Below are 20,863 nucleotides of genomic sequence, written 5' to 3'. Positions count from 1 at the left end.
CACGTCTCTCCTCGCCTCGGGGCGGTCACTTTCGACCGTTTCCTTCGCTCGAGGAGCAATTTTGCGTGCCCTTTTCGCCGCGCCCCTAGGCGCGGACTTCTGGAAGTTGTGGACGTCGTCCGCCGTCACCAACCTCGGTGACGGCATCACCATGGTGGCGGGCCCTCTGCTCGTCGCCTCGATCACCGCCAACCCGGCCGCGGTGGCCGGCGCCGTTTTCGCCCAGCAGGTGCCGTGGCTGCTGTTCGCCCTGATCAGCGGCGCCTGGGCCGACCGGCTCGACCGCCGCCGCCTGGTCGTCTCGGTCAACGCCCTGCGCGCCGCGGCCCTGACCGTGCTGGCCGCCGCGGTGGCCACGGATGTCGCCTCGGTCCCGCTCATCCTGACCGTCTTCTTCCTGCTCGGCACGGGCGAGACGCTGGCCGACACCGCCTCGGCGGCCTTCGTCCCGGCGATCGTGCCCGAGCCGCTGAGGCCGAAGGCCAACGCCCTGATGTACGCCAACTTCAACGTCCTCAACCAGTTCGCGGCCAAGCCGTTCGGCGCCTGGCTGTTCGTCGTGGCCGCGGCCGTCCCGTTCACTGTCAACGCCGTGACGTTCGCCCTCTCCGCCGCGCTGATCGCCACCATCCGCGCCATCACGCCGACGCCGGCCGCGGACTCGGCTGTTCCTGCCGCCGCGGTGGGCGAGTCCGGCACCGCGGCCTCGGCCGTTTCCGCGGCTGCGGTGGGCGAGTCCGGCATCTCGGGCTCGGCTGTTTCTGCCGTGACACCGGCCGGGCCGGATGGCGTGGGCCCGGCGCGGCCCGGTCCAGACTCCGCGATTCCCACAGCTTCGCCGGACGGGGTGGGCCCGATGCGGTCACCCGACGGTCGCGAAGCGACGCGGCCGGGGCTGTGGGCCGAGATCGGGGAGGGGGTGCGGTGGCTGCTGCGGCATCGCCTGCTGCGCACGCTGGCGTTCACGATGGCGGTCGGCAACGTGGTGTTCTGCGCCGCCTTCGCGATCTTCGTGCTCTACGCCGCCCAGCGCCTCGGCGTCACCGACGTCGGCTACGGCGTGCTGCTCGTGTCCTTCGCCGCCGGCGGTTTCCTGGGCACGCTGGTCGCTCCCGGTCTGATCCGCCGGATCGGCGCCGCCCTCCTGTTGCGGGCCGGTCTGCTCGTCGAAGTGGCCCTGCACGCGACGCTGGCCCTGACCCGCGAACCCTGGGCCGTCGCCGCGATGATCGTCGTCTTCGGCATCCACACCACGGTCTGGGGCGTCGTGGTCACCACCATCCGCCAGCGCGACGTTCCACCGGCCATGTTCGGCCGCGTCACCAGCGTCTACTCGTTCCTGGACCTGGGTGGCGCCGCGCTCGGCTCCCTCCTGGGCGGCGCGGTGGCCGTGGCGTACGGCCTGGTGGCGCCCTACTGGACCGCCGCCGTGGCGATGGCCCTGGTGGCCGCGGTGGCGTGGCGCCCCCTCAAGGCCGCCACACTGCGCCCCGTCCCTGAACCGGAGGTGGCGCCCAGCCCTCGACGGTGACCACCCAGGCGTGGGCGGCGCAAACTCGGTAATCGCGCCGCTCACGCCCGCCGACGGCGACCGCTCACGCTCGGCGGCGGCAGACTATCCGCGAACGGGCGTGGCCGGCTGTGGCCTGGCTCGGGGCGTCACTCCGCAGGTGGGTCTATGCGGCGCCGCCGGTGAAGCGGCCCTCGCCCTCGCGGTGAGGGCGGAAACGCAGGCCCGACCAGCGGTTGTCGATCGTCACCTGGCCGCAAGGTCGCATGTCGTAATCGGCGACGATCGGCCACAGCGAGTCGCGATTGATGTCGGTCGTGCGGCCCTGGGGATAGGCCACCCAGAACACCCCCGGCTTGGCCAGGTCGGCGCGATGCTTCTCCAGCTGCTCTCGCGTGCTCGCGGCGTCCTCGACGAACAACACGGCAGTACTCGCCGTGGCCAGCATGTCGGCCTCGCGGACCCCGTCGGGCATCGGCGCGAGGATCGGCAGCTGTGCCGGGTCCGACAGTCACACTGTGGTGTTCGGCTTGATCAAAAGCGTCTCGGCGATGGTCGGCATCTGTCGAGCGTCGCATCGGACCGGAGTGGCGATCAGCGAAACCGCGACTTTGGGAGCGCCCCCTCAGGGTCGGCAGGGCAACGGGCGAGCAGGAAAGCGCGTCGAGTCTCATGATCGCTCCGTCGGCAGTGGGAGGGGGACGCGACCGAGTCTGCGCCGATGCGGCCGCTCGGCGCGTGACATTTCCGCTGCCTGTGGACAACGGCGCTGCCTGTGGACAACGCCGGGTTCTGTCGGACCGGCCTGATAGACATGGCCCGTGACCGAGACGACGCGAGCGACAGCCACCCCAGCCGAGGGAGCCACCCCAGCCGAGGGCGCGGTTCCTGCCGAGGGCGCCACCCCGGGCGAGCGAGCCGCCGTGCGGGAGCGGGCCGAGGCGGTGCTGCGCCGGCTCGCCGGTGATCACGCCGTGCTCCGTGAGGATCAGTGGCGGGCGATCGAGGCTCTCACCGTCGACCGCCGTCGCGTGCTGTGCGTGCAACGTACCGGGTGGGGCAAGTCCGCCGTCTACTTCGTCGCGACCGCCCTGCTCCGTGAGGGCGCAGCCGCTGCCACGGGCCGCGCTGAGGCTGGTTCGGGCTCGCCGGCCGGGCCGACGGTCATCGTGTCGCCGCTGCTGGCCCTCATGCGCAACCAGGTCGAGGCGGCCGCCCGCGCCGGCATCCGTGCCCGCACGATCAACTCCGCCAATCTCGACGAGTGGTCGCTGATCGAGGCCGAGATCCGCGCCGGCGAGGTCGACGTCCTGCTGATCAGCCCCGAGCGGCTCAACAATCCCGACTTCCGCGACAACGTGCTGCCCGGCCTGGCCGCCGAGACGGGACTGCTCGTGGTCGACGAGGCGCACTGTGTCTCCGACTGGGGGCACGATTTCCGCCCCGACTACCGACGGCTCCGCACGTTCCTGGCCGGGCTTCCCGGCCGTACTCCTGTGCTCGCGACCACCGCGACCGCCAACGCCCGCGTGACCGCCGACGTGGCCGACCAGCTCGGCGACGCGCTGGTGCTGCGTGGCCCGCTCGAGCGCGATTCGTTGCGACTGGCCGTTCTCGACCTGCCCAACCCCGCGCACCGGCTGGCCTGGCTGGCCGACCACCTCGACCGGCTGCCCGGTTCCGGCATCATCTACACGCTCACCGTCGCCGGCGCGACCGAGACCGCCGACTTCCTGCGGTCGCGGGGCTTCGCCGTGGCCTCGTACACGGGCCAGGTCGAGGACTCCGAGCGGCGCGCGGCCGAGCAGGATCTGCTCGACAACAAGATCAAGGCGTTGGTGGCGACGTCCGCGCTCGGCATGGGCTTCGACAAGCCCGATCTCGGCTTCGTGGTGCATCTGGGCGCGCCGCCCTCGCCGATCGCCTATTACCAGCAGGTCGGCCGGGCCGGCCGCGCCGTGGAGCACGCCGAGGTGGTGCTTCTGCCCGGTGCCGAGGACGCGGCGATCTGGCGCTACTTCGCCTCGCTGGCCTTCCCGCCGGAAGATCAGGTACGCGCCGTCCTGGCCAACCTGTCCGGCGACCGGCCGACGTCCACGCAGGCTCTGGAGCCTCTCGTCGACCTGCGCCGCAACCGCCTGGAGATGATGCTCAAGGTGCTCGACGTGGACGGGGCCGTCCATCGGGCTCGCGGCGGCTGGCTCGCGACCGGCCAGCCGTGGACCTATGACACCGAACGCCTGCGCAGGGTCGCCGAGGCCCGCGCCGAGGAGCAGAGGACGATGCTCGATTACGCGTCGACGGGCGCGTGCCGCATGGAGTTCCTCCGCCGCTGTCTCGACGACCCCGAGGCCACGCCGTGCGGGCGGTGCGACAACTGTGCCGGTCCGCTCTTCGACGCCGAGGTCTCCGCGGGCTCGCTCGCGGCGGCCGACGCGTTCCTGGGCCACCCGGGCATCGTGATCGCGCCCAAGAAGATGTGGCCGACCGGCCTGGCCGCGGTCGGCGTCGGGCTCAAGGGCAAGATCCCGGTCGGCGAGCAGATCGAGCCGGGCCGGGCCGTCGGCCGCCTTTCCGACCTCGGCTGGGGCAACCGCCTGCGCGGCCTGACCGGTCCCGAGTCGCTCGACGCGCCGATCCCCGACGACCTCGCCGGCGCCGTGGTCGAGATCCTCAAGAACTGGGCGCACGGCGACGACGCCTGGTCGCAGCGCCCAGCGGCAGTGGTCGCGGTCGGGTCGAGCCGCCGTCCCGAGCTGATCGGTTCGCTGGCCGCCCACATCGCGAAGGTGGGCCGGCTGCCGCTTCTCGGGTCCATCGAGGTCGTCCACGCCGCCGACTCCGATGCCCGCGGCAACAGTGCTCAACGCGTGCGGGCGTTGCACGACGCGTTCACGGTCCCGGCCGAGGTGGCCGCCGAGTTGCCCGGGTTGTCCGGCCCGGTCCTGCTCGTCGACGACCTGGTCGACTCGGGCTGGACGATGACGCTGGCCGGCCGGGCTCTGCGCCGGGCCGGTGCCGGGGCGGTCCTGCCGCTGGCGCTCGCGGTGGCCGGCTGACTTCGGCACGGTGCCGTCCCGGTCCGGGGCGAGGCACGTTCTATACGGGAGGGGGGTATGCTGGCGTCATGTCCGATGAATCGACTCCGCAGCACGGTCCGCATGGCTACTCGGGCGACAAGGCTGCTCTGCTCGGGCGTCTGCGGCGCATCGAGGGGCAGATCCGAGGGCTGCAGCGGATGGTCGACGAGGATACGTACTGCATCGATGTTCTGACCCAGATCTCGGCGGCCAAGAGCGCTCTGCAGGCGGTGGCAGTCGGCCTCCTCGAGGACCATCTGGCCCACTGTGTCGTCGACGCCGCCCGGGCGGGGGATCCGACCGCCAAGGTAAAAGAGGCGTCGGACGCGATCGCCCGGCTCGTCCGCTCCTGATCGTGCCCCGCTGTCCGGCGACGGGCGAGCGAGGTGTTCGTCCGTGAGACCCGTTCTGAAAGGTTTTCTGCGATGGCTGTGACCAGCACCTACACCGTGACCGGCATGACCTGCGGGCACTGCGTGCAGGCGGTGACCGGGGAACTGTCCGCCCTGCCCGGCGTGGACGACGTGCAAGTCGATCTCGCCTCCGGAGCGGTCACCATCACCAGCGAGGCTCCGCTGACCGACGACGCCGTGCGCGCTGCCGTGGACGAGGCCGGCTACGAGCTCGCGAATGCCTGACGCCGCTCCCACCGACCGTCCGGCCCAGCCCGGCGCCGACACGTCATCCGCCCTGGTGGACGACGTGCCGGGAGCCGGGTCCGAGGACGGCGCCGGCACCGAGCCTCCGGTGGGAGACCGGGCCGGGTTCCGGTTGGCGGCCTTCGGCGCGGTGCTGATCGTCGTGCTCTTCGCCGGGTACGGGCTGGGGCGGTTGAACAACTCGACGGCCTCGGCTTCGGCGCCCCCGGTGGCCGGCACGCCGACCGGTGCGGCCATGCCGGGGATGGCCATGGACGAGAGCCAGCCGCACGCCCACAACTCCGATGGCGCGACCGTCCAGTCCGGCCCGGCGATGCCGATGGGCGCCGCGGTCGGTGGCCTCTCTCTCAGCTCGGGTGGGCTCACGCTGGTCCCCGAGACGACGACCTTCTCCGCGGGCAAGTCGCAGCGGCTCGCCTTCCGGGTCGCGGGCGCGGGCGGGGCTCCCGTCACGACCTACGCGGTCGTGCACGACAAACCGCTGCACCTGATTGTCGTGCGGCGTGATCTCACGGGGTTCCAGCATGTGCACCCGACCATGGCGCCCGACGGCACCTGGGGGATCGACCTCACGCTGGCCGAGCCGGGGATCTACCGGATGATCGCCGACTTCACCGCGATCGTCGGCGGCCGGCAGATCGCGACCACGCTGGGCAGCGACCTGACCGTGGCGGGCGACTACTCGCCGCGGGCGCTCCCCGCCCCGGGGCGCAACGACAGTCCCGACGGTTTCTCGGTGTCCTACGAGGGCACGCCCAACACCGAGGCGACGCAGCCGCTGCTGATGACTGTCGCCGGCGCCGACGGCAGGACCGCCATGCTGGATCCGTACCTGGGCGCCTTCGGCCATCTGGTCGTCATGCGCGAGGGTGATCTCGCCTATGTGCACGTCCACCCCGAGGCCACGCTCGTCGACGGCAAGGTCAAATTCTGGCTGACCGCGCCGAGCAGCGGCAGCTACCGCATGTTCTTCGACTTCCAGGTGGCCGACCAGGTCCACACCGCGGCCTGGACCCTCAAGATCGACTAGTCACGGACCGAAAGGGTCGGCCCGGCGGTGCGCAACCCGCGGCGCCGGGCCGATTGAACAAGGCGCCAGGCGAGGCGGAAGTCACGCCCCCTCCGGGCCGGGACTAATGCGTCAGCTGAGCGTCTTCCGTCAGGGCGCGGTCCCGGGCCGGCCGGTCCGGTGCGTCAGGTGAGCATCTTTTCCAGGGCGGGGGTCACGCCCCATTCCGTGGTGAGGGCCTCGTACTCGGCGCGCTGGGCCTCGGTCGGTGGGGTCGACGTGCGGCGGGCCCGTAGCAGCAGGTTGCGCGGGGTGTGGGCCGAGTCGATGAATTCGACGACCTCGACCTTGTAGCCGTTCAGGCGGAGCAGCGCGGCCCGCAGCGAGTCGGTCAGCACGTCGGCGAAGCGCTCGCGCATGATCGCGTGGCGGGTCAGTTCGCCGAACGGGGCCGGCGCGGGGCGGCCTTTCAGCTGGGCGGCGATGTCGTGGTGGCAGCACGGCGCGGCCAGTGTCCACTTCGCCTTCCAGTCGACCGCCCGGGCCAGCGCCTGGTCGGTAGCGGTGTCGCAGGCGTGCAGCGCGAGCACCAGATCGGGCTCGAACGGCAGCGCCGCGTCCTCGATCGTCCCGGCCACAAACGTCACGTCGTCGGCGCAGCCCAGCCGCTCGGCGACCGCCGTGTTCCGTACGCGCTGGTCCTCTCGGACATCCACCCCCACGACCTGCACCGAGGCGCCGCGCCCGGCCAGATAGCGGTAGGCGGCGAAGGTCAGGTACGCGTTTCCGCAGCCCAGATCGACCACGCGCAGCGGCGACGGCAGGGAGTCGGGCAGCGTGGCCGCGAGCGCCCGCAGGAAGGCGTCGATCTGACGCCGTTTCGCCGCGTTGCCGCCGATCACCTCGAACAGCGGGTCGCCCGGATCGAGCAGCCACTGCTTCTGCCGATCATGCCCGTGCGCAGCCGCAGCCACCGAGGGAGCGCCGACCCCCGACGAGCCAGCCCCCGACGAGCCGACCCCCGAACCAGCGGCAGCAACCGAGCCTGTGGCAACCGAGACGGCGGCCCCCGAGCCTGTGGCAACCGAGCCGGCGGTCCCCGAGCCGGCAGCGTCCGGAGCGGCGGCCCGATGCACCTGGGCCTCACCCTTCTTGGTGACCCTCAGTTGCAGAGTGACCGACGCTGTCTCGACGTGCCAATTGCCGAACGGCTCGGCCAGCAGCTGATCGATCGCCGACGACGCCTCGTCGCCGGGGGCCACGTTGCGGGTGAACGGCCGTGAACCGTCGTCCGTCACGATCTGCAGCCGCGGGCCGCCCTTGAGCGTCACCGGGCGGACCTCGGCCCTGGTCACCGAAGGGGTGAATCCGCGACGGCGGCCGGCCGCGACGGCGCGGGTCAATCCGGGTGTCAGCAGCAGTTCTCGAACCTCGGTCAGGGCGTCGGCGAGCAGTTGTGGCATGAGTCCATTCTGCCGCGCCCCATCCGGAAACGAACGGGGCGTAGGATCCCGCCGCGCACGCGGCGTAAGGTGCTGTCTTCGCGAAGTGGATCTATAGATAGGCTGATGGGCCGGGAAGTGAGGTGCCTTGCCGATGTCGTTGAAGGCCGATCCGCCGGGGGCCGACCGGCTTTCCGCCCGTGTGCGTCGTAACACAGTGGGCGCGCACGACGCGGCCCAGCGCAGTGGGTTCCTCGACGCGCTCGCGGCCGGCCACCTGCCCTGGGAGGCGTACGCCGATCTGACCGCGCAGCACTGGTTCATCTATGAGGCGCTCGAGTCGGCCGCCACCACGATGGCCGACGACCCGGTGGTGGGCACGTTCCTCTTCCCCGAGCTGCGCCGCCTGCCGTCCCTCGAGGCCGACCTGCAGTTCCTGTACGGGCCGAGGTGGGCCGACCACCTCTTCGCGCTGCCCGCGACCACCGTGTACTGCACGCGTCTGCGCGACGTGGCCCACCGCGCCGCGACCGGTTTCGTCGCGCACCAGTACACGCGATACATCGGGGACCTTTCCGGCGGCCAGTACCTGGGCCCGGCGATCGCCCGGTCCTACGGCTTGCCCGCCGTCGACGGCCACCGCTTCTTCATCTTCGCCGGCGTCGACCCGAGGTCGTTCAAAGATCACTACCGCGGCCTGCTCGACTCGGTACCGTGGTCGCGCGCCGAACAGGACGAGTTCATCACCGAGGTCACCGAGGCCTACCGGCTCAACATCGGCGTGCTCGACGAATTGCAGAGCCGCTGGAGCTAGGGCGCCTCCCGCCCAGCCCGACAATCGACCTGCCGAGAAAGGCCGAACCGTGACGGATCCGTTCCCGCCCGAGGTAGTCGACCAGATCGCCCGGCACATGAACGACGACCACGCCGACGACAACGTGCTCATCGTGCGGGCTCTGGGCGGCATACCGACGGCCACCGGAGCTCGCCTGTCGGGCCTGGACGCCGACGCGATGGAGTTCAAGGCCGTGGTCGACGGCATCGAGGTGCCGGTGCGCGTCCCGTTCTCGGAACGGCTCACCGAACGTCGCCAGGTCCGCGGCGAAGCAGCCCGCATGTACCGCGACGCCTGCGCCGCCCTGGGCCTCGAGCCTCGGCCTTAGCAGTCACGACACAGGCGCTGAAAAGCGAAAGCCCCCCGACCGTCAAAGGCCGAGGGGCTTTCCCGTACGGAGATCAGGCGGTCGTGCCGACGCCGGCTTCCGAGCCGCCGCTCATGTCAGCGGGCGCAGCCGCATCGGACGTCGCAGCCGGAGCCACGGACGCCGCGGGCGTCGCCGCCGGCGCCGAATCGCCCGCCGCGGCGGGTGCCGAATCCGAGGTCGCGGCCGGAGCCGAATCCGAGGTCGCGGCCGACTCGGAGCCCGCCCCGGATCCGCGGTTGCCGCGTCCGCCCCGGCGCCGACGCCGGCGAGGGGCCGTGGGGTCCGACTCGTCGGAGGCGTCGGAGGCGTCGGCCAGGTCGGACGACTCCGGAGCATCCGACTCCGTGGCGGTCTCGGAGAACTCCGGCGTGGCGACGCGACGGCGGGCCCGCGTGCGGGTCGCGCCGGCCGGACGCTCGGCCTCGCCGCCCTCGGTGGTGGTCTCGGTCTGGGCCGGAACGTCGGCGACGGAGGTCTCGGCGCCGGTCACGGCGTCCTCGTCGACCCGGCGACGGCGCCGCTGCCGCTTGGGCCGCTCCGCCGTCTCGGTGCCGGTGGCCGGGCCGGAGCCCGCATCCGAGCTGCCACCGCTGCCGCCGCCGAAGGAACTCGGGGCCGAGCCGCCGCGCGAGCGTCCGCCACGCCCGCGCGGAGCGGTTTCCCGGCGGCCGCGGCGGTTGGTGCCGCCCAGGTCTTCCTCGACCTCGGCGGACAGACCGACCCGGCTGCGGTCGGCGGTCGGCAGCGTGCTGGACACGTCGGTGGGGATGTCCAGGTCGCTGTAGAGCGCCGGGCTCGTGTGGTAGGTCTCGGGCGGCTGCGGCATGCTCAGGCCCATCGACTTGTCGATGAGGACCCAGCGGGGCATGTCCTCCCAGTCGACAAAGGTCACCGCGACGCCGGTCGCGCCGGCCCGGCCGGTGCGGCCGATGCGGTGCGTGTACGTCTCGGGGTCTTCCGGGCAGTCGTAGTTGATGACGTGGGTGACACCGGAGACGTCCAGGCCACGGGCCGCGACGTCGGTGGCCACGAGCACGTCGATCTTGCCGCTGCGGAACGCGCGCAGGGCCCGCTCACGGGCGCCCTGGTTGAGGTCGCCGTGCACGGCCGCCACCGCGAAACCGCGGAAGTCGAGGTCCTCGGCGAGCCGGTCGGCCGCCCGCTTGGTCCGCGTGAAGATCATGGTGAGGCCGCGCTCGCGAGCCTGCAGGATGCGCGCCACCATCTCGACCTTGTTGAGCGGGTGGGTGCGGTAGACGACCTGCTTGGTGAGCGGCGACGGGCCGCTGTCGGCGGTGTGGCCGGCGTGGATCGTCACCGGGTGACGCAGGAAGCGGCGGGACAGCGCGACGATCGGGTCGGGCATGGTGGCCGAGAAGAGCATCGTCTGGCGAGCCTCGGGGATCATCGCGAGGATCTTCTCGACGTCCTCGAGGAAGCCCAGGTCGAGCATGCGGTCGGCCTCGTCGAGCACCAGCGTGCGGACCGTGTCCAGCTTGAGATGCTTCTGCTTGGCCAGGTCGAGCAGGCGGCCGGGCGTGCCGACCAGGATCTCGACGCCCTTCTTGAGCACGTCGACCTGCGGCTCGTAGGCCACGCCGCCGTAGATCGGGAGGACCCGGATGCCCCGGGTGCTGCCCGCCGCGGCGAGGTCACGGGCCACCTGCAGGCCGAGCTCGCGGGTGGGGACGACGATGAGGGCCTGCGGCCGGCCGTCGGCGCCCTCGGAGGGGGCGGTGACCCGCTCGAGCATGGGCAGGCCGAAGCCGAGGGTCTTGCCGGTGCCGGTCGGCGCCTGGCCGATCAGGTCGGTGCCGCGCATGGCGATCGGGAGCGCGTACTCCTGGATGGCGAAGGCGTGGGTGATCCCCGCCTTGGCCAGCGCTTCCACGGTCTCGGCACGGACACCCAGCTCAGCGAAGGTGGGGCTGTCCGGGCGGACCGGCGCGCGGCTGGTCACGGGTACCAGAGCGGGTTCGCTCAGCAGAGCGGGTTCGGTGATCTCGATGTTGTCGGTCATGAAATTTTACGGGTGCCTCTCGTGGTGCGCCCGTCGGAAGTCTGGGGCGCGGTGTGGATAGGGCGCGGGCCACACGCTGGAGAAGCGGGCCGCACGCGCAGGTCGCCGCGGCGATCGGTAGAGATCGACGTCGACAGCAACGCGACAAGTCTACCCGACTGAGCGATCGTGCACCTCAGAGCGGACTTCCGACGGAAAGCACGCGGAGGACGCCCCCTGGTGGGGACGCCCTCCGCAATGGCAGAACTGACTCAGCGGGTGGTGAATCCGAACGGACGCGTGTTCGACTCGGCGATCTCCACGTACGCCACCTTGGCGATCGGGATGATCACCTTGCGGCCCTTTTCGTCGGTGAGCGACAGCACGCTGTCCTTGGCCATCGCCTCGGTCACGGCCTGCTCGACCTCCGCCGGGGTCTGAGCGCTCTCGAGCACCAGCTCACGCGGCGTGTGTAGCACGCCGATCTTGACCTCCACGGGGCCCTCCTTCTCGCGGTCTTACCGCGTGCCAGGTTATCCGATTTCGGCCGGGGTGCCGCCTGATGTGCCGCCCTGGAGCGGGAAGCTCGCTATTCCCCGCCAGATAAGCGCAGCTACGAGCGCTTCGGCTTCAGCTTTAGGCGTACGCCGCCCGCTCGCCAGCCAGAACTGGGCCGACTGCCCGGCCGCGCCCACGAGGCCCGACGCGAGCAGCCGGGCCGAGTCGCCACCGAGGTTGGTGTCCGAGATGATCGTGTCGGTGACCGCGGCGATGCTGCCCTGCTCGACCCGCTCGACGCGCTGGCGGACCTGCGGGTCGTTGCGCAGATCGCTCTCGAAGACGAGCCGGAACGCCTCGCTCTCGTGGTCCATGAAGTCGAAGTACGCCCGGACGGCGCCCTTGACGCGCTCCTTGTTATCGGCCGTGGCCAGCATGGCTTCGCGAACCTTGGCGATTATCGCGTCGCAGTGCGTGTCGAGGAGCGCGAGATAGAGCTCGAGCTTGCCCGGGAAGTGCTGGTAGAGCACGGGCTTGGAGACCCCGGCCCGCTCGGCGATGTCGTCCATCGCCGCGGCGTGGTAGCCGTGCGCCACAAAGATCTGCTGAGCCGCCGCGAGCAGCTGCTTACGGCGTGCGGAGCGGGGCAGACGAGTGGGACGGGCCGTCTGGGCTCCGCCGGACGCAGCGGTCATGTCTGAAGAACCTCCAGGGGTGGGACCCCGTTCGCCGGCGCGGATTGCCCGGATCGGCGCGTGATGCTGTCGATGGGCAATTGTCGCGCCGCTGCAACTTATCGCCACTGCAAGCACACGGTAGCCTCAGCGGGGGCGAGCGAGGAGCACGCGGTGGATGAATCAGGGCATTCCGGAGACGCCGGAGCCGCGGACAGCGGCAACGGCGCCGATTCGCGTGAGCGCGCTCGGGTGAACGGCTGGGCGACCTCGGACAGCCCCTGGTCCTACACGGGCTCGGCGGTCGAGACCGACGACGACGTGCCGGCCTGGCGCCGGCCAGGCGCCGAGACCCGCTCCTTCCCGCGTAATCCGGCATTCCCCTCATCAGCTCAGCCTTCGTCAGCTCAGCCTTCATCAGCTCAGCCTTCGTCGGCTCAGCCGGGATCGGCCCTGTCGTCGACCCAGCCCCCGTCGACCCGGCCCCCGTCGGCCCGGCCGGTGTCGGCGCCGCCCGTCTCGGCCCAGCCCGCATCGAGCGTCCCGGCGTCCGCGCCGGCCCCGCCCGGCTTCGTCGACGCGCAACAGAGTGGCGAAATTCCCCCGTCCGGGGAGTCCACGATCGGGGGTTCCCGGTGGGACAGGTCGCGCTTCTCCCAGTTGCTGAGCCCGCTCACCTCGCAGAACGAACAGCCGCGCCCGGCCGGGCCCGCCCCGGCCACGCCCACCTCGCCGCCGCCACCGGTCACCGCCCGGGAGCCGGGTCTGGTCACAGGTGACCGCCGCGAGCCGGGCATGAGCACCGGCGGCGGGCTGACACCCGGGCGGACGACTCCGCCACGGGCCTACGACGCCCCGCCGCCCAGCAGCGCCCCGCCGTACCCGTACGAGGGCGACCTCGACGAAGCGCCCGAGCCGGCGCCCCCGATCGTGCAGCAGCGCGCCGCGGTGCCGCTGGTGCGACCGGCCACGCCCGGCGGCCGCCGCGCCGACTGGGGGACCGCCGAGCACTCGACCACCGAGCCGCCCCGCCACGCGCTCAGCGGCGGCACCCCGATCCAGGGCGTCCCGCGCGTGGCCTCCGACGAGTCCGGCCCGGCGCGCCCGGCGTACGACCCGTCCAGCTTCCCTCGCCGCCTCTCGTACGAGCCGTCCGCGCCGTACGAGGTGCCCAAGCCTTACGAGGCGCCGAAGCCGTACGAGCCGCCGAGCTACGAGGCGGCCCAGGCGTACGAGCCGTTCGTGCCTCCGGCGCAGCAGTCGCCGGCCACCTACCCGGGTTTCGGCGAGACCACCGCGCGCCTCGACGCCCCCGGCGAGCCCAATCCGCAGGGACTGCCCCAGCGGGTCCCGGCCCAGCCCGACGTGCCCCGCGGCGTGCCCGAGCCTCCGCTCGTGGAAGCCACCGCGGAGACTCCCGCCCTCGCCCGGATCGCCACTCACCTGCGCCGCGGCGACGTGCTCCCGGTGCAGGAACGGCAGGAAGGTTTCGACGTGCAGGCGATCCTGGCCGCCGTTCGTGAGGTCGAGGGAGTGCGCGACGCGTCGCTGCGCCAGACCCCTACCGGAGCGCACAGCCTGCGGCTGGACCTGGCCGAGGGCGCCGACCCGGCCGAGGTGAGCCGGCGGGTCGCCCGCCTCCTGCAGGACCGCATGGGTCTGGACGCAGCCATGCCGGGCGAGGTCCCCGGCCTGCCCTTGGCGGCGGCGGCCCAGACCGGCCCGCTAGCCCCGCCCCGGCCGGCCGAGGCGCCGGCCTCGCCCGCCGGCCCGACGCTCGTGCCCCGCAGTCGTCCGGCCGAGCCCGCCTCCGGGCGGCCGGCCCGGTCCGCGCCCCTGCCCGGTTCGCCGGCCGATCGCTTCTCCTCGGAGAGCAACCGCGCCGGGGAGCGCGTCAGCCGCGAGGCGATCGATCGTGAGACCCGCGAGCGTGAGACCCGCGAGCGTGAGACCCGCGAGCGTGAGACCCGCGAGCGTGAAGCCCGGGAAAGTGAGACCCGCGAACGCGAGACCCGGGAGCGCGAAGCGAGGGAGCGTGAAGCCCGCGACCGGGAGGCTCGTGAACGCGAGACCCGCGACCGCGACGCCCAGGAGCGCCGCGAGGTGCAGGAGCGCCGCGACGCCCAGGAGCGCCGCGACGCCCAGGAGCGCCGCGACGCCCAGGAGCGTGAGATCCGCGAGCGCGCCGCCCGTGAGCAGGAGGCCCGCGTCCGCGAGGTCAAGGAGCGCGAAACCAAGGAGCGCGAGACCAGAGAGCGCGAGACCAGGGACCGCGAGACCAGGGACCGTGAGAACCGGGAGCGGGAGGCCCGCGACCGCCACGCCGCCGCGGCCCGGCTCGTCCCCGAGCCGGAGGGAGCGGCCGAGGTCGTCCCCACCGCCGTCGACTGCGGCCCGCCTCGCCCCCTCTATCCCGGTGAGCACCCCGGCCCCCGCATCGTCATCGAGAACGTGCACGTCAACACGTTCGGCTCGGACGCCACCGTGGAGGTCCGGCTGGCCGTCGGCGACCGCACCGCGTCCGGGCTGGCCAGCGGCCCTGCCGTCGACGGCTACCTGCTGCGCCTGTGCGCGATGGCGACGGCCGGCGCGGTCGACGAGTTGCTGGCCGAGTCCGACCACCCGGACGGCCCGGCGCGCTGCTTCGTGGAGCACGCGGCCGCCGTGCCTTTCGGTGCCGCCCAGGTCGCCGTGGTCGTGCTACTGCTCTCGTGCGGCGGCTGGGTCGAGCAGCTGGCCGGTTCGGCCGTGGTGACCAGTGACGACCGGCATGCGATGGTGCGGGCCACGTTGGCTGCCGTCAACCGCCGGCTTGAGGCACTCTTGTCTCGATGAAAGGCGCCATCCTGGCCCCCGACAGCTCGCTGCTGCCCGAGGGCGAAGCACCCGTTCCCTGGCCGGCCCGGCGAGTCGCCGTCGGCGGCTCCATGCTGCACGTCCGTGACACCCCGGCGACCCGGCCCGGCGCGGAGCTGGCCGTCTACGTCCACGGGCTCGGCGGGTCGTCGCAGAACTTCACCGACTTCGCCGGGCTGCTGGCCGACCGGTTCGACGCGCGAGCCGTCGACCTGCCCGGTTTCGGTTATAGCGATCCGAGCCCGCGCTATTCGATCGCGTCGTTCGCGGGCACGCTGATCAGCTATCTGGAGCACGACGGGCGCGGCCCGGTCCACCTCGTCGGCAACTCGCTGGGCGGCTCGATCGCCGTGCGCGTCGCCGGGCTGCGGCCCGACCTGGTGCGCACGCTGACGCTGATCTCCCCGGCCATGCCGTTCCTCGACCCCCGGCGTACGGCCCAGGCCCGCGCCCTGCCCCTGCTGGCCCTGCCACGGGCCGACCGCGTGCTCGGGTGGGCGTTCTCGCGGCTCACCGCCGAGGAGATGGCCGAGCAGGTGCTGGCCGCCTGTTTCGGCGACACCAGCAAGGTTTCTCCGCAGCGCCGGGCCGAGGCGATGGAGGAGATCCAGCTGCGGTACACCGTCGAGCATTACCCGAAGGCCTATCTGGGCACCCTGCGCGGCCTGGTGTCGAGCTTCCTGCGGGCGTACCTGCCGGGGGCCAACTCGCAGTGGCGGCTGGCCGCCCGGGTGCAGGCGCCGACGGTGGTCGTCGGCGGTCTCAGCGACAAGCTGGTCGATTCCCGGGTGCCTTTGCAGGTGGCCCGGGCCATCCCGGACTCCCGCCTGCTGATGCTTCCCGGCGTCGGCCACGTCGCCCAGATGGAGGTGCCCCGGCTGGTCGCCCGGGCAGTCGTCGGGCTGCTGGACGAGATCGGTTCGCCGGTCGGGGGATGAGCGCGGATCCGGCCGGGCCGACGTGGATCTCACAAGATTCATCAGGGCCGGACAGCGCTCCGCGGCGTGTGCGACGCTGGCGGCGATGATCGACGAAGCCACCGCACCGCCCGCTGCCGGCACGCCGTCCGGCCGGGACCGGTGGCGTACCCGGGGGCTGGCCGCCCTGGCCGTGGCCGTTTTCATCGCCGGCGGTTTCGCGGTGAGCCGGCGGATGGAACCGGTGGCGGCCCCGACGGCGATCCCGTCGTCGCAGTCGTCCACCGCGCTGTCGACCGCGCCGTCGCCCGTCGCGCCGAGCACGAGCCCGCCCGCGCCTTCGACGAAGCCGTCCAGGTCCACCGGGACGACGGTGTCGGCCGGTGTCCTGCAGCTGCCGGGTGCGGTGCCGGCCCGCGGTTCGGGCCGGTTCGCGTACGCCTCCGGGCGCGGGGCCGTCGCCGGTGGCCAGGGTCAGCTGCGGCGTTTCCGGGTGGCCGTCGAGATCGGGAGCAACGAGGACGTCAAGGCCTTCGCCGAACAGGTGGCCGGCACCCTGGGTGATCCCCGCAGCTGGACCGGCGGCGGCCGGCTGCGCCTGCAGCGGGTGGGCGGCGCCGATCCGGCCGAGTTCACGGTCTATCTGGCGACGCGGGACACGGCCGGGAAGATGTGCCTCCGAGGCGGCACCAACATCCGGGTCGGCGGACGCCCGTACACGTCGTGCCGCACCACCGGCAAGGCGATCATCAACCTCGACCGGTGGCGGCTCTCGGCGCCTCCGTACGTCCGTGCCAAGGTCGCCCTCTCCACCTATCGGCAATATGTGATCAATCACGAGGTCGGGCACGAGCTGGGGCACCATCACCAGGGCTGTCCCCGCGCGGGCGGCCCGGCCCCGGTGATGGTGCAGCAGACCCTCACGCTGCGCGGGTGCAAGGCGTACGCGTGGCCTCGCCTCAACGGGAAGGCCTTCACCGGTCCGTCTCTGTGAACGCCGGGAGAAATTCCCGTATCCCGCATGTCGGGCCGGTGGGCAACGTCATGGCCGATCGGCCCCGTCGCGAGTGACAATAGTGGGCGATCCTTACCGCCAACCCGGGGAGTTAACGTGGCACTGCCCCCGCTCGTCGAGCCGGCCGCAGAGCTGTCGATCGATGAGATCCGCCGTTACTCGCGGCACCTGATCATCCCGGATGTCGGGATGGACGGTCAGAAGCGGCTCAAGAACGCCAAGGTCCTGGTCGTCGGCGCGGGCGGCCTCGGCTCGCCGGCGCTGCTCTACCTGGCCGCCGCCGGCGTCGGCACGCTGGGCATCGTCGACTTCGACACCGTCGACGAATCCAACCTGCAGCGCCAGATCATCCACGGTGTGTCCGACATCGGCCGGCCCAAGGCCGAGTCCGCCGCGGCCAGCATCCGTGAGGTCAACCCGCTGGTGAATGTGGTCATCCACAACACCGCGCTTGACGTCGACAACGTCAAAGAGATCTTCAGCCAGTACGACCTGATCGTCGACGGCACCGACAACTTCGCGACGCGTTACATGGTCAACGACGCCGCCGTGCTGCTCGGTAAGCCGTACGTCTGGGGCTCGATCTATCGCTTCGACGGCCAGGCCTCGGTCTTCTGGGAGGAGCACGGTCCCTGCTACCGCTGCCTCTACCCCGAGCCGCCGCCGCCCGGCATGGTGCCGAGCTGCGCCGAGGGCGGCGTCCTCGGTGTGCTCTGCGCGTCGATCGGGTCGATCCAGGTCAACGAGGCGATCAAGCTGCTGACCGGCATCGGCGAGCCGCTGGTGGGCAAGCTGATGGTCTACGACGCCCTCGAGATGGAGTACCGCAAGATCAAGGTCCGTAAGGACCCGGCTTGCGCGCTCTGCGGTGACAACCCGACCGTCACCGACCTGCTCGAGGACTACGAGGACTTCTGCGGCGCGGTGTCGCCGGAGGCCGAGGAGGCCACTCTCGACGCGACCATCACGGCCCGCGAGCTCAAGGACTGGCAGGACTCCGGCAAGGACCTGTTCCTGGTCGACGTCCGCGAGCCCGCCGAGTGGGAGATCAACCGGATTCCGGGCGCGACCCTGATCCCCAAGGGTGAGATCCTCTCGGGCGAGGCGCTGTCCCGCTTCCCGCAGGACCGGCAGATCGTGCTGCACTGCAAGTCGGGCGTGCGCTCGGCCGAGGCGCTGGCGGCTCTCAAGGCGGCCGGTTTCAAGGACGCCGTGCACGTCCAGGGCGGCATCGTCTCGTGGGTCAACACGGTTGACCCTTCGCAGCCTTCCTACTGATTGAGCAACCGTACGGTCACGCTGGGGAGTCGGCTTCTCGACTTCCCAGCGTGATGGGTGAATGACGGAACGGACCTATGGCACATAGGTCCGGACGGCACAGCGAAATCCGCGTACGGGTTGTAGCGTCTCCGGAGTGGTAGATATCGACGCTGCGATCGGCTATGTCGTCGCGCACGGCGATCCTGTCGAGCGGGCCCGCCTTTCGTATCTGCGCACCGGTCAGCGCCCGGATCCCCACGTGATCGAACGGATCGTGGAGGGCCAGACCGAGGCCGGTGGCTGGCCCGCCTCGACCGACGGCGCCATCAGCTCCGTCGATGCCACCTGTTTCCGGCTCAACGAGCTCGACGACCTGGGCGGCCTGAGCGGCGAGCCGGTCGACCGGGCGCTGGCCTGGCTGGCCGCCGTGCAGCGTAAGGACGGCACCTGGCAGGAGGCCGAGGAGCTGGCCGCCGAGGCGCCCGCGTGGGCGTTGCCCGGCGATCCTGAGGCCACGCTCTACCTGACCTGCCTGGCCGGCTTCTGGATGACGCTGGCCGAGTACGAGGCACATCCCAACTTCGACGTGCCCGCCCGCCACGGCCGGACGCTCGGCGCCGCCGCGACCTGGGTCGCCAACCAGCTTCGCCCCGACGGCACGTGGCCGTCGTTCCTCGCCGCCGGTTGGCACGCCGCCGGTCTGCTTTACGGCCAGCAGTACTTCTACGAGTCCGCGCGCGTGCAGCTGGTGCTGGGCGACCGGCTGCCCGACATGGCGCCGGCCGACGTCGCCTCGATGGCCGCGGCTCTGCGTCGCGTCAATCTGGGCGACGACTGGCTGCTGCAGAGCGCGCGCAAGCGGCTCGGCGAGACCCAGCGCTCCGACGGCGGCTGGGACAGCGCCGAGGGCCCGATCTTCGACGTGAACACCACCCTCACCGTGTTGCGTGGCTGTCGCTGATCACCCTCGGTGAGCACGTCAAGGCCTGCAACCTATTTGCACCCGTAAAGGGCCGATCGGCTACCGTTTGGCTACCCGGCCGACGTCACGCTATGTAACAAAGGCGGTAGAAAGCCGGACCGCCTCCAGGGCACAGTATGGGCAGGCCCGATAAAGGGCCCAGGCGAAACGAAGATCCGCTGGGCGATGAAGTTGGTCGCCACAGTCCGGCGGGGAGTGAGTGGCGAAACCGGCGCCTCGAAGCATCTACTTCGCCAGGAGCGCCCCCATGCGTAAGTCTGTCAAGCGTGCCGTCGTCATCGTCTCCGCCCTCGCCGTGACCGGTGTGGCCAGCGCCGCCTGGGCCTCGTGGCTCGCGAACGGCTCGGGCAACGCGTACGCCGAGGCCGAGACGGCCAAGGCGCTCGTGATCAGCGAGGCCAGCACCACGGCCACGCTCTACCCCGGCGCCACCGGCGACGCCACGATCAAGATCGGGAACCCGAACAAGTACCCGGTGCGGGTCGACACCCTGCAGTGGACCCCGGCCGACGGTGTCCAGGTCGCTCGCGTGCAGCCCGGCTCGACCTGCAACAACACCGGTGTCTACTTCGGTGACTTCAGCGCCGGCCCGATCGGCACCAACGGCCTGCTCTCCGGCCTCGAGCTGGACCTCGGCGCCGGCGAGACCAAGACCTTCACGCTGCCCAAGGCCGTCCACATGATCAACAACTCGGAGGACGGCTGCCAGGGCGCCGTCTTCAGCATCAAGGTGAAGGCGACCGGCGCGAGCAACGCCTGATTCAGCAGTCCGGCCGGGCGCGGCGCTGCCACGCCCGGCCACCATCGGGTGAGGAAGGTGCCATGAAACTGCCGCGTTCGCTGTACGCCGTCACGAGTGCGAGCCTGATCGCGGCCACACTGTGGACCGCTCCGGTGGCCGCACTGGCGGCCTGGGACGCCGGCACCGCCGAGGCCGTCGCCGGCGCCCGCGCCGGTGAGCTGCCCGCGGTCGTCGTCCCGGTCGTCACGGCACACGGCTCGTCGGTCCGCGTCGACTGGCCCGCGATCACCGTCCCGCCCGGAGTCGGCGTGCGGGGCTACCGCGTGTCCCGCACCGACGCGACCACCGGCGTGTCGGTCGCCGTCGGCGGCGGCTGCGCGGGCGTGCTCACCCGGACCAGGTGCGTCGAGGGCAACGTGCCCCAGGGCCTCTGGGCGTACGGGGTGGTCGCGCTCGTCGGCGACGCCTGGCGCTCGGCCCCGGGCGTGGCCGCGCCGTTGCCCCTCGGCAAGCCAGGCACCGTGCCCCCGACTTCACCGCCCGCTCCGACACCGCCCGCTCCGACACCGCCCGCTCCGACACCGCCCGCTCCGACACCGCCCGCTCCGGCACCCATCATCCCGACCGCGCCGGCGCCGTCCACTTCGGCGCCGACCGCCCCCGCAGCGTCCACCCCGGCCCCGACGTCGACGCCGCCCGGCCCGGCGCCGACGTCGACCCCGGTAGGGCCGGCGCCGACCGCGAGCACGGCGCCGTCCGTCGAGCTCACCAAGGCGCCGGCCCCCTCGGCCAAGCCGACCTCGTCCGCGCGCGCCTCATCCGCGGAGCCGAGCGTCTCGGCCAAGCCGACCCCGTCCGCGGGAACTGGGCCTTTGGCCGTGTCGCTTACCAGGCAATAACGGTGTTGGCCCCGGCGACGGCGTCGGCCACATCAACCGCGTTGACCTGGCGAGCCCTTAGCTCGCCTCTCCACCCCTTTGCGTAACTGACGTGAGCCTTGCCCGGGCGGGTCTTG

The 20,863-nt window shown here is 71.9% G+C and carries 20 protein-coding genes; 14 read left to right on the top strand and 6 right to left on the bottom strand.

Going from position 1 to position 20,863, the window contains the following annotated elements; translation table 11 throughout:
* The first annotated feature begins 61 nt into the window (after window positions 1-61).
* Window positions 62-1,531 carry an MFS transporter gene (locus HJC40_RS13985; RefSeq protein ID WP_250001476.1) on the top strand — a complete coding sequence of 490 codons (1,470 nt, stop codon included), beginning with the start codon at window positions 62-64 and terminating at the stop codon, window positions 1,529-1,531.
* Between the two features lie 145 nt (window positions 1,532-1,676).
* On the opposite strand, the gene HJC40_RS13980 is transcribed toward HJC40_RS13985, so the two are convergent.
* Window positions 1,677-1,985 carry a hypothetical protein gene (locus tag HJC40_RS13980; RefSeq protein WP_250001475.1) on the bottom strand — a complete coding sequence of 103 codons (309 nt, stop codon included), beginning with the start codon at window positions 1,983-1,985 and terminating at the stop codon, window positions 1,677-1,679.
* A 448-nt stretch (window positions 1,986-2,433) separates the two neighbouring features.
* Here HJC40_RS13980 and HJC40_RS13975 point away from each other — a divergent pair, with 448 nt between their 5' ends.
* From HJC40_RS13975 to HJC40_RS13960, 4 genes are all read left to right on the top strand, one after another.
* Window positions 2,434-4,569 (top strand): RecQ family ATP-dependent DNA helicase, encoded by a 2,136-nt coding sequence (locus HJC40_RS13975; RefSeq protein ID WP_250001576.1) that lies wholly within the window; start codon window positions 2,434-2,436, stop codon window positions 4,567-4,569.
* A 68-nt stretch (window positions 4,570-4,637) separates the two neighbouring features.
* Window positions 4,638-4,943, top strand: a complete 306-nt coding sequence (locus HJC40_RS13970; protein ID WP_184953800.1) for a metal-sensitive transcriptional regulator — start codon at window positions 4,638-4,640, stop codon at window positions 4,941-4,943.
* Window positions 4,944-5,015: 72 nt separating this feature from the next.
* Entirely contained in the window at window positions 5,016-5,228 is a 213-nt protein-coding gene (locus tag HJC40_RS13965; RefSeq protein ID WP_250001474.1) for a heavy-metal-associated domain-containing protein, read from the top strand.
* Window positions 5,221-6,279: a hypothetical protein gene (locus tag HJC40_RS13960; RefSeq protein ID WP_250001473.1), complete on the top strand. Its 1,059-nt coding sequence runs from the start codon at window positions 5,221-5,223 to the stop codon at window positions 6,277-6,279. The genes HJC40_RS13965 and HJC40_RS13960 overlap by 8 nt, the downstream gene beginning before the upstream one ends.
* A gap of 164 nt (window positions 6,280-6,443) precedes the next feature.
* Here HJC40_RS13960 and HJC40_RS13955 read toward each other — a convergent pair whose 3' ends face one another.
* Entirely contained in the window at window positions 6,444-7,721 is a 1,278-nt protein-coding gene (locus HJC40_RS13955; protein WP_250001472.1) for an SAM-dependent methyltransferase, read from the bottom strand.
* Between the two features lie 133 nt (window positions 7,722-7,854).
* Here HJC40_RS13955 and HJC40_RS13950 point away from each other — a divergent pair, with 133 nt between their 5' ends.
* Both HJC40_RS13950 and HJC40_RS13945 read left to right on the top strand, forming a co-directional pair.
* Window positions 7,855-8,514: a heme oxygenase (biliverdin-producing) gene (locus tag HJC40_RS13950; protein ID WP_250001471.1), complete on the top strand. Its 660-nt coding sequence runs from the start codon at window positions 7,855-7,857 to the stop codon at window positions 8,512-8,514.
* A 49-nt stretch (window positions 8,515-8,563) separates the two neighbouring features.
* Window positions 8,564-8,863: a DUF2470 domain-containing protein gene (locus HJC40_RS13945; RefSeq protein ID WP_250001470.1), complete on the top strand. Its 300-nt coding sequence runs from the start codon at window positions 8,564-8,566 to the stop codon at window positions 8,861-8,863.
* Between the two features lie 73 nt (window positions 8,864-8,936).
* Here HJC40_RS13945 and HJC40_RS13940 read toward each other — a convergent pair whose 3' ends face one another.
* The 4 genes from HJC40_RS13940 to HJC40_RS13925 form a co-directional block, all read right to left on the bottom strand.
* A complete protein-coding gene (locus tag HJC40_RS13940; protein WP_250001469.1) occupies window positions 8,937-10,925 on the bottom strand; it encodes a DEAD/DEAH box helicase in 1,989 nt (662 codons plus the stop codon).
* A gap of 251 nt (window positions 10,926-11,176) precedes the next feature.
* Window positions 11,177-11,401 carry a DUF3107 domain-containing protein gene (locus tag HJC40_RS13935; protein WP_250001468.1) on the bottom strand — a complete coding sequence of 75 codons (225 nt, stop codon included), beginning with the start codon at window positions 11,399-11,401 and terminating at the stop codon, window positions 11,177-11,179.
* Window positions 11,402-11,437: 36 nt separating this feature from the next.
* The gene (locus HJC40_RS13930) at window positions 11,438-12,097 is read right to left on the bottom strand and encodes a TetR/AcrR family transcriptional regulator (protein WP_250001467.1); all 660 of its coding nucleotides are present in this window, start codon (window positions 12,095-12,097) and stop codon (window positions 11,438-11,440) included.
* Window positions 12,098-12,513: 416 nt separating this feature from the next.
* Window positions 12,514-12,849 carry a hypothetical protein gene (locus HJC40_RS13925; protein WP_250001466.1) on the bottom strand — a complete coding sequence of 112 codons (336 nt, stop codon included), beginning with the start codon at window positions 12,847-12,849 and terminating at the stop codon, window positions 12,514-12,516.
* Between the two features lie 22 nt (window positions 12,850-12,871).
* Between HJC40_RS13925 and HJC40_RS13920 the strand changes: the two genes are divergently transcribed.
* From HJC40_RS13920 to HJC40_RS13890, 7 genes are all read left to right on the top strand, one after another.
* Window positions 12,872-14,911, top strand: coding sequence for a Daple (locus HJC40_RS13920; RefSeq protein ID WP_250001465.1), 2,040 nt, complete (start codon window positions 12,872-12,874; stop codon window positions 14,909-14,911).
* The gene (locus tag HJC40_RS13915) at window positions 14,908-15,870 is read left to right on the top strand and encodes an alpha/beta hydrolase (RefSeq protein ID WP_250001464.1); all 963 of its coding nucleotides are present in this window, start codon (window positions 14,908-14,910) and stop codon (window positions 15,868-15,870) included. Before HJC40_RS13920 ends, HJC40_RS13915 begins: the two co-directional genes overlap by 4 nt.
* Window positions 15,871-15,955: 85 nt before the next feature.
* Window positions 15,956-16,843: a DUF3152 domain-containing protein gene (locus HJC40_RS13910; protein ID WP_250001463.1), complete on the top strand. Its 888-nt coding sequence runs from the start codon at window positions 15,956-15,958 to the stop codon at window positions 16,841-16,843.
* Window positions 16,844-16,960: 117 nt separating this feature from the next.
* Window positions 16,961-18,142 (top strand): adenylyltransferase/sulfurtransferase MoeZ, encoded by a 1,182-nt coding sequence (moeZ, locus tag HJC40_RS13905; RefSeq protein WP_250001462.1) that lies wholly within the window; start codon window positions 16,961-16,963, stop codon window positions 18,140-18,142.
* 136 nt (window positions 18,143-18,278) lie between these two features.
* Entirely contained in the window at window positions 18,279-19,085 is an 807-nt protein-coding gene (locus HJC40_RS13900) for a prenyltransferase/squalene oxidase repeat-containing protein (protein WP_250001461.1), read from the top strand.
* Window positions 19,086-19,353: 268 nt separating this feature from the next.
* Entirely contained in the window at window positions 19,354-19,866 is a 513-nt protein-coding gene (locus tag HJC40_RS13895) for a hypothetical protein (protein ID WP_250001460.1), read from the top strand.
* Window positions 19,867-19,928: 62 nt separating this feature from the next.
* Window positions 19,929-20,747, top strand: coding sequence for a hypothetical protein (locus HJC40_RS13890; protein WP_250001459.1), 819 nt, complete (start codon window positions 19,929-19,931; stop codon window positions 20,745-20,747).
* The last annotated feature ends 116 nt before the right edge of the window (window positions 20,748-20,863 follow it).

The sequence above is a fragment of the Actinoplanes sp. M2I2 genome (assembly GCF_023544445.1).
In the GTDB taxonomy this organism is placed as follows: domain Bacteria; phylum Actinomycetota; class Actinomycetes; order Mycobacteriales; family Micromonosporaceae; genus Actinoplanes.
Note: the sequence above shows the minus strand (reverse complement) of the source record. Positions and strands in the feature narration are given on the sequence as shown.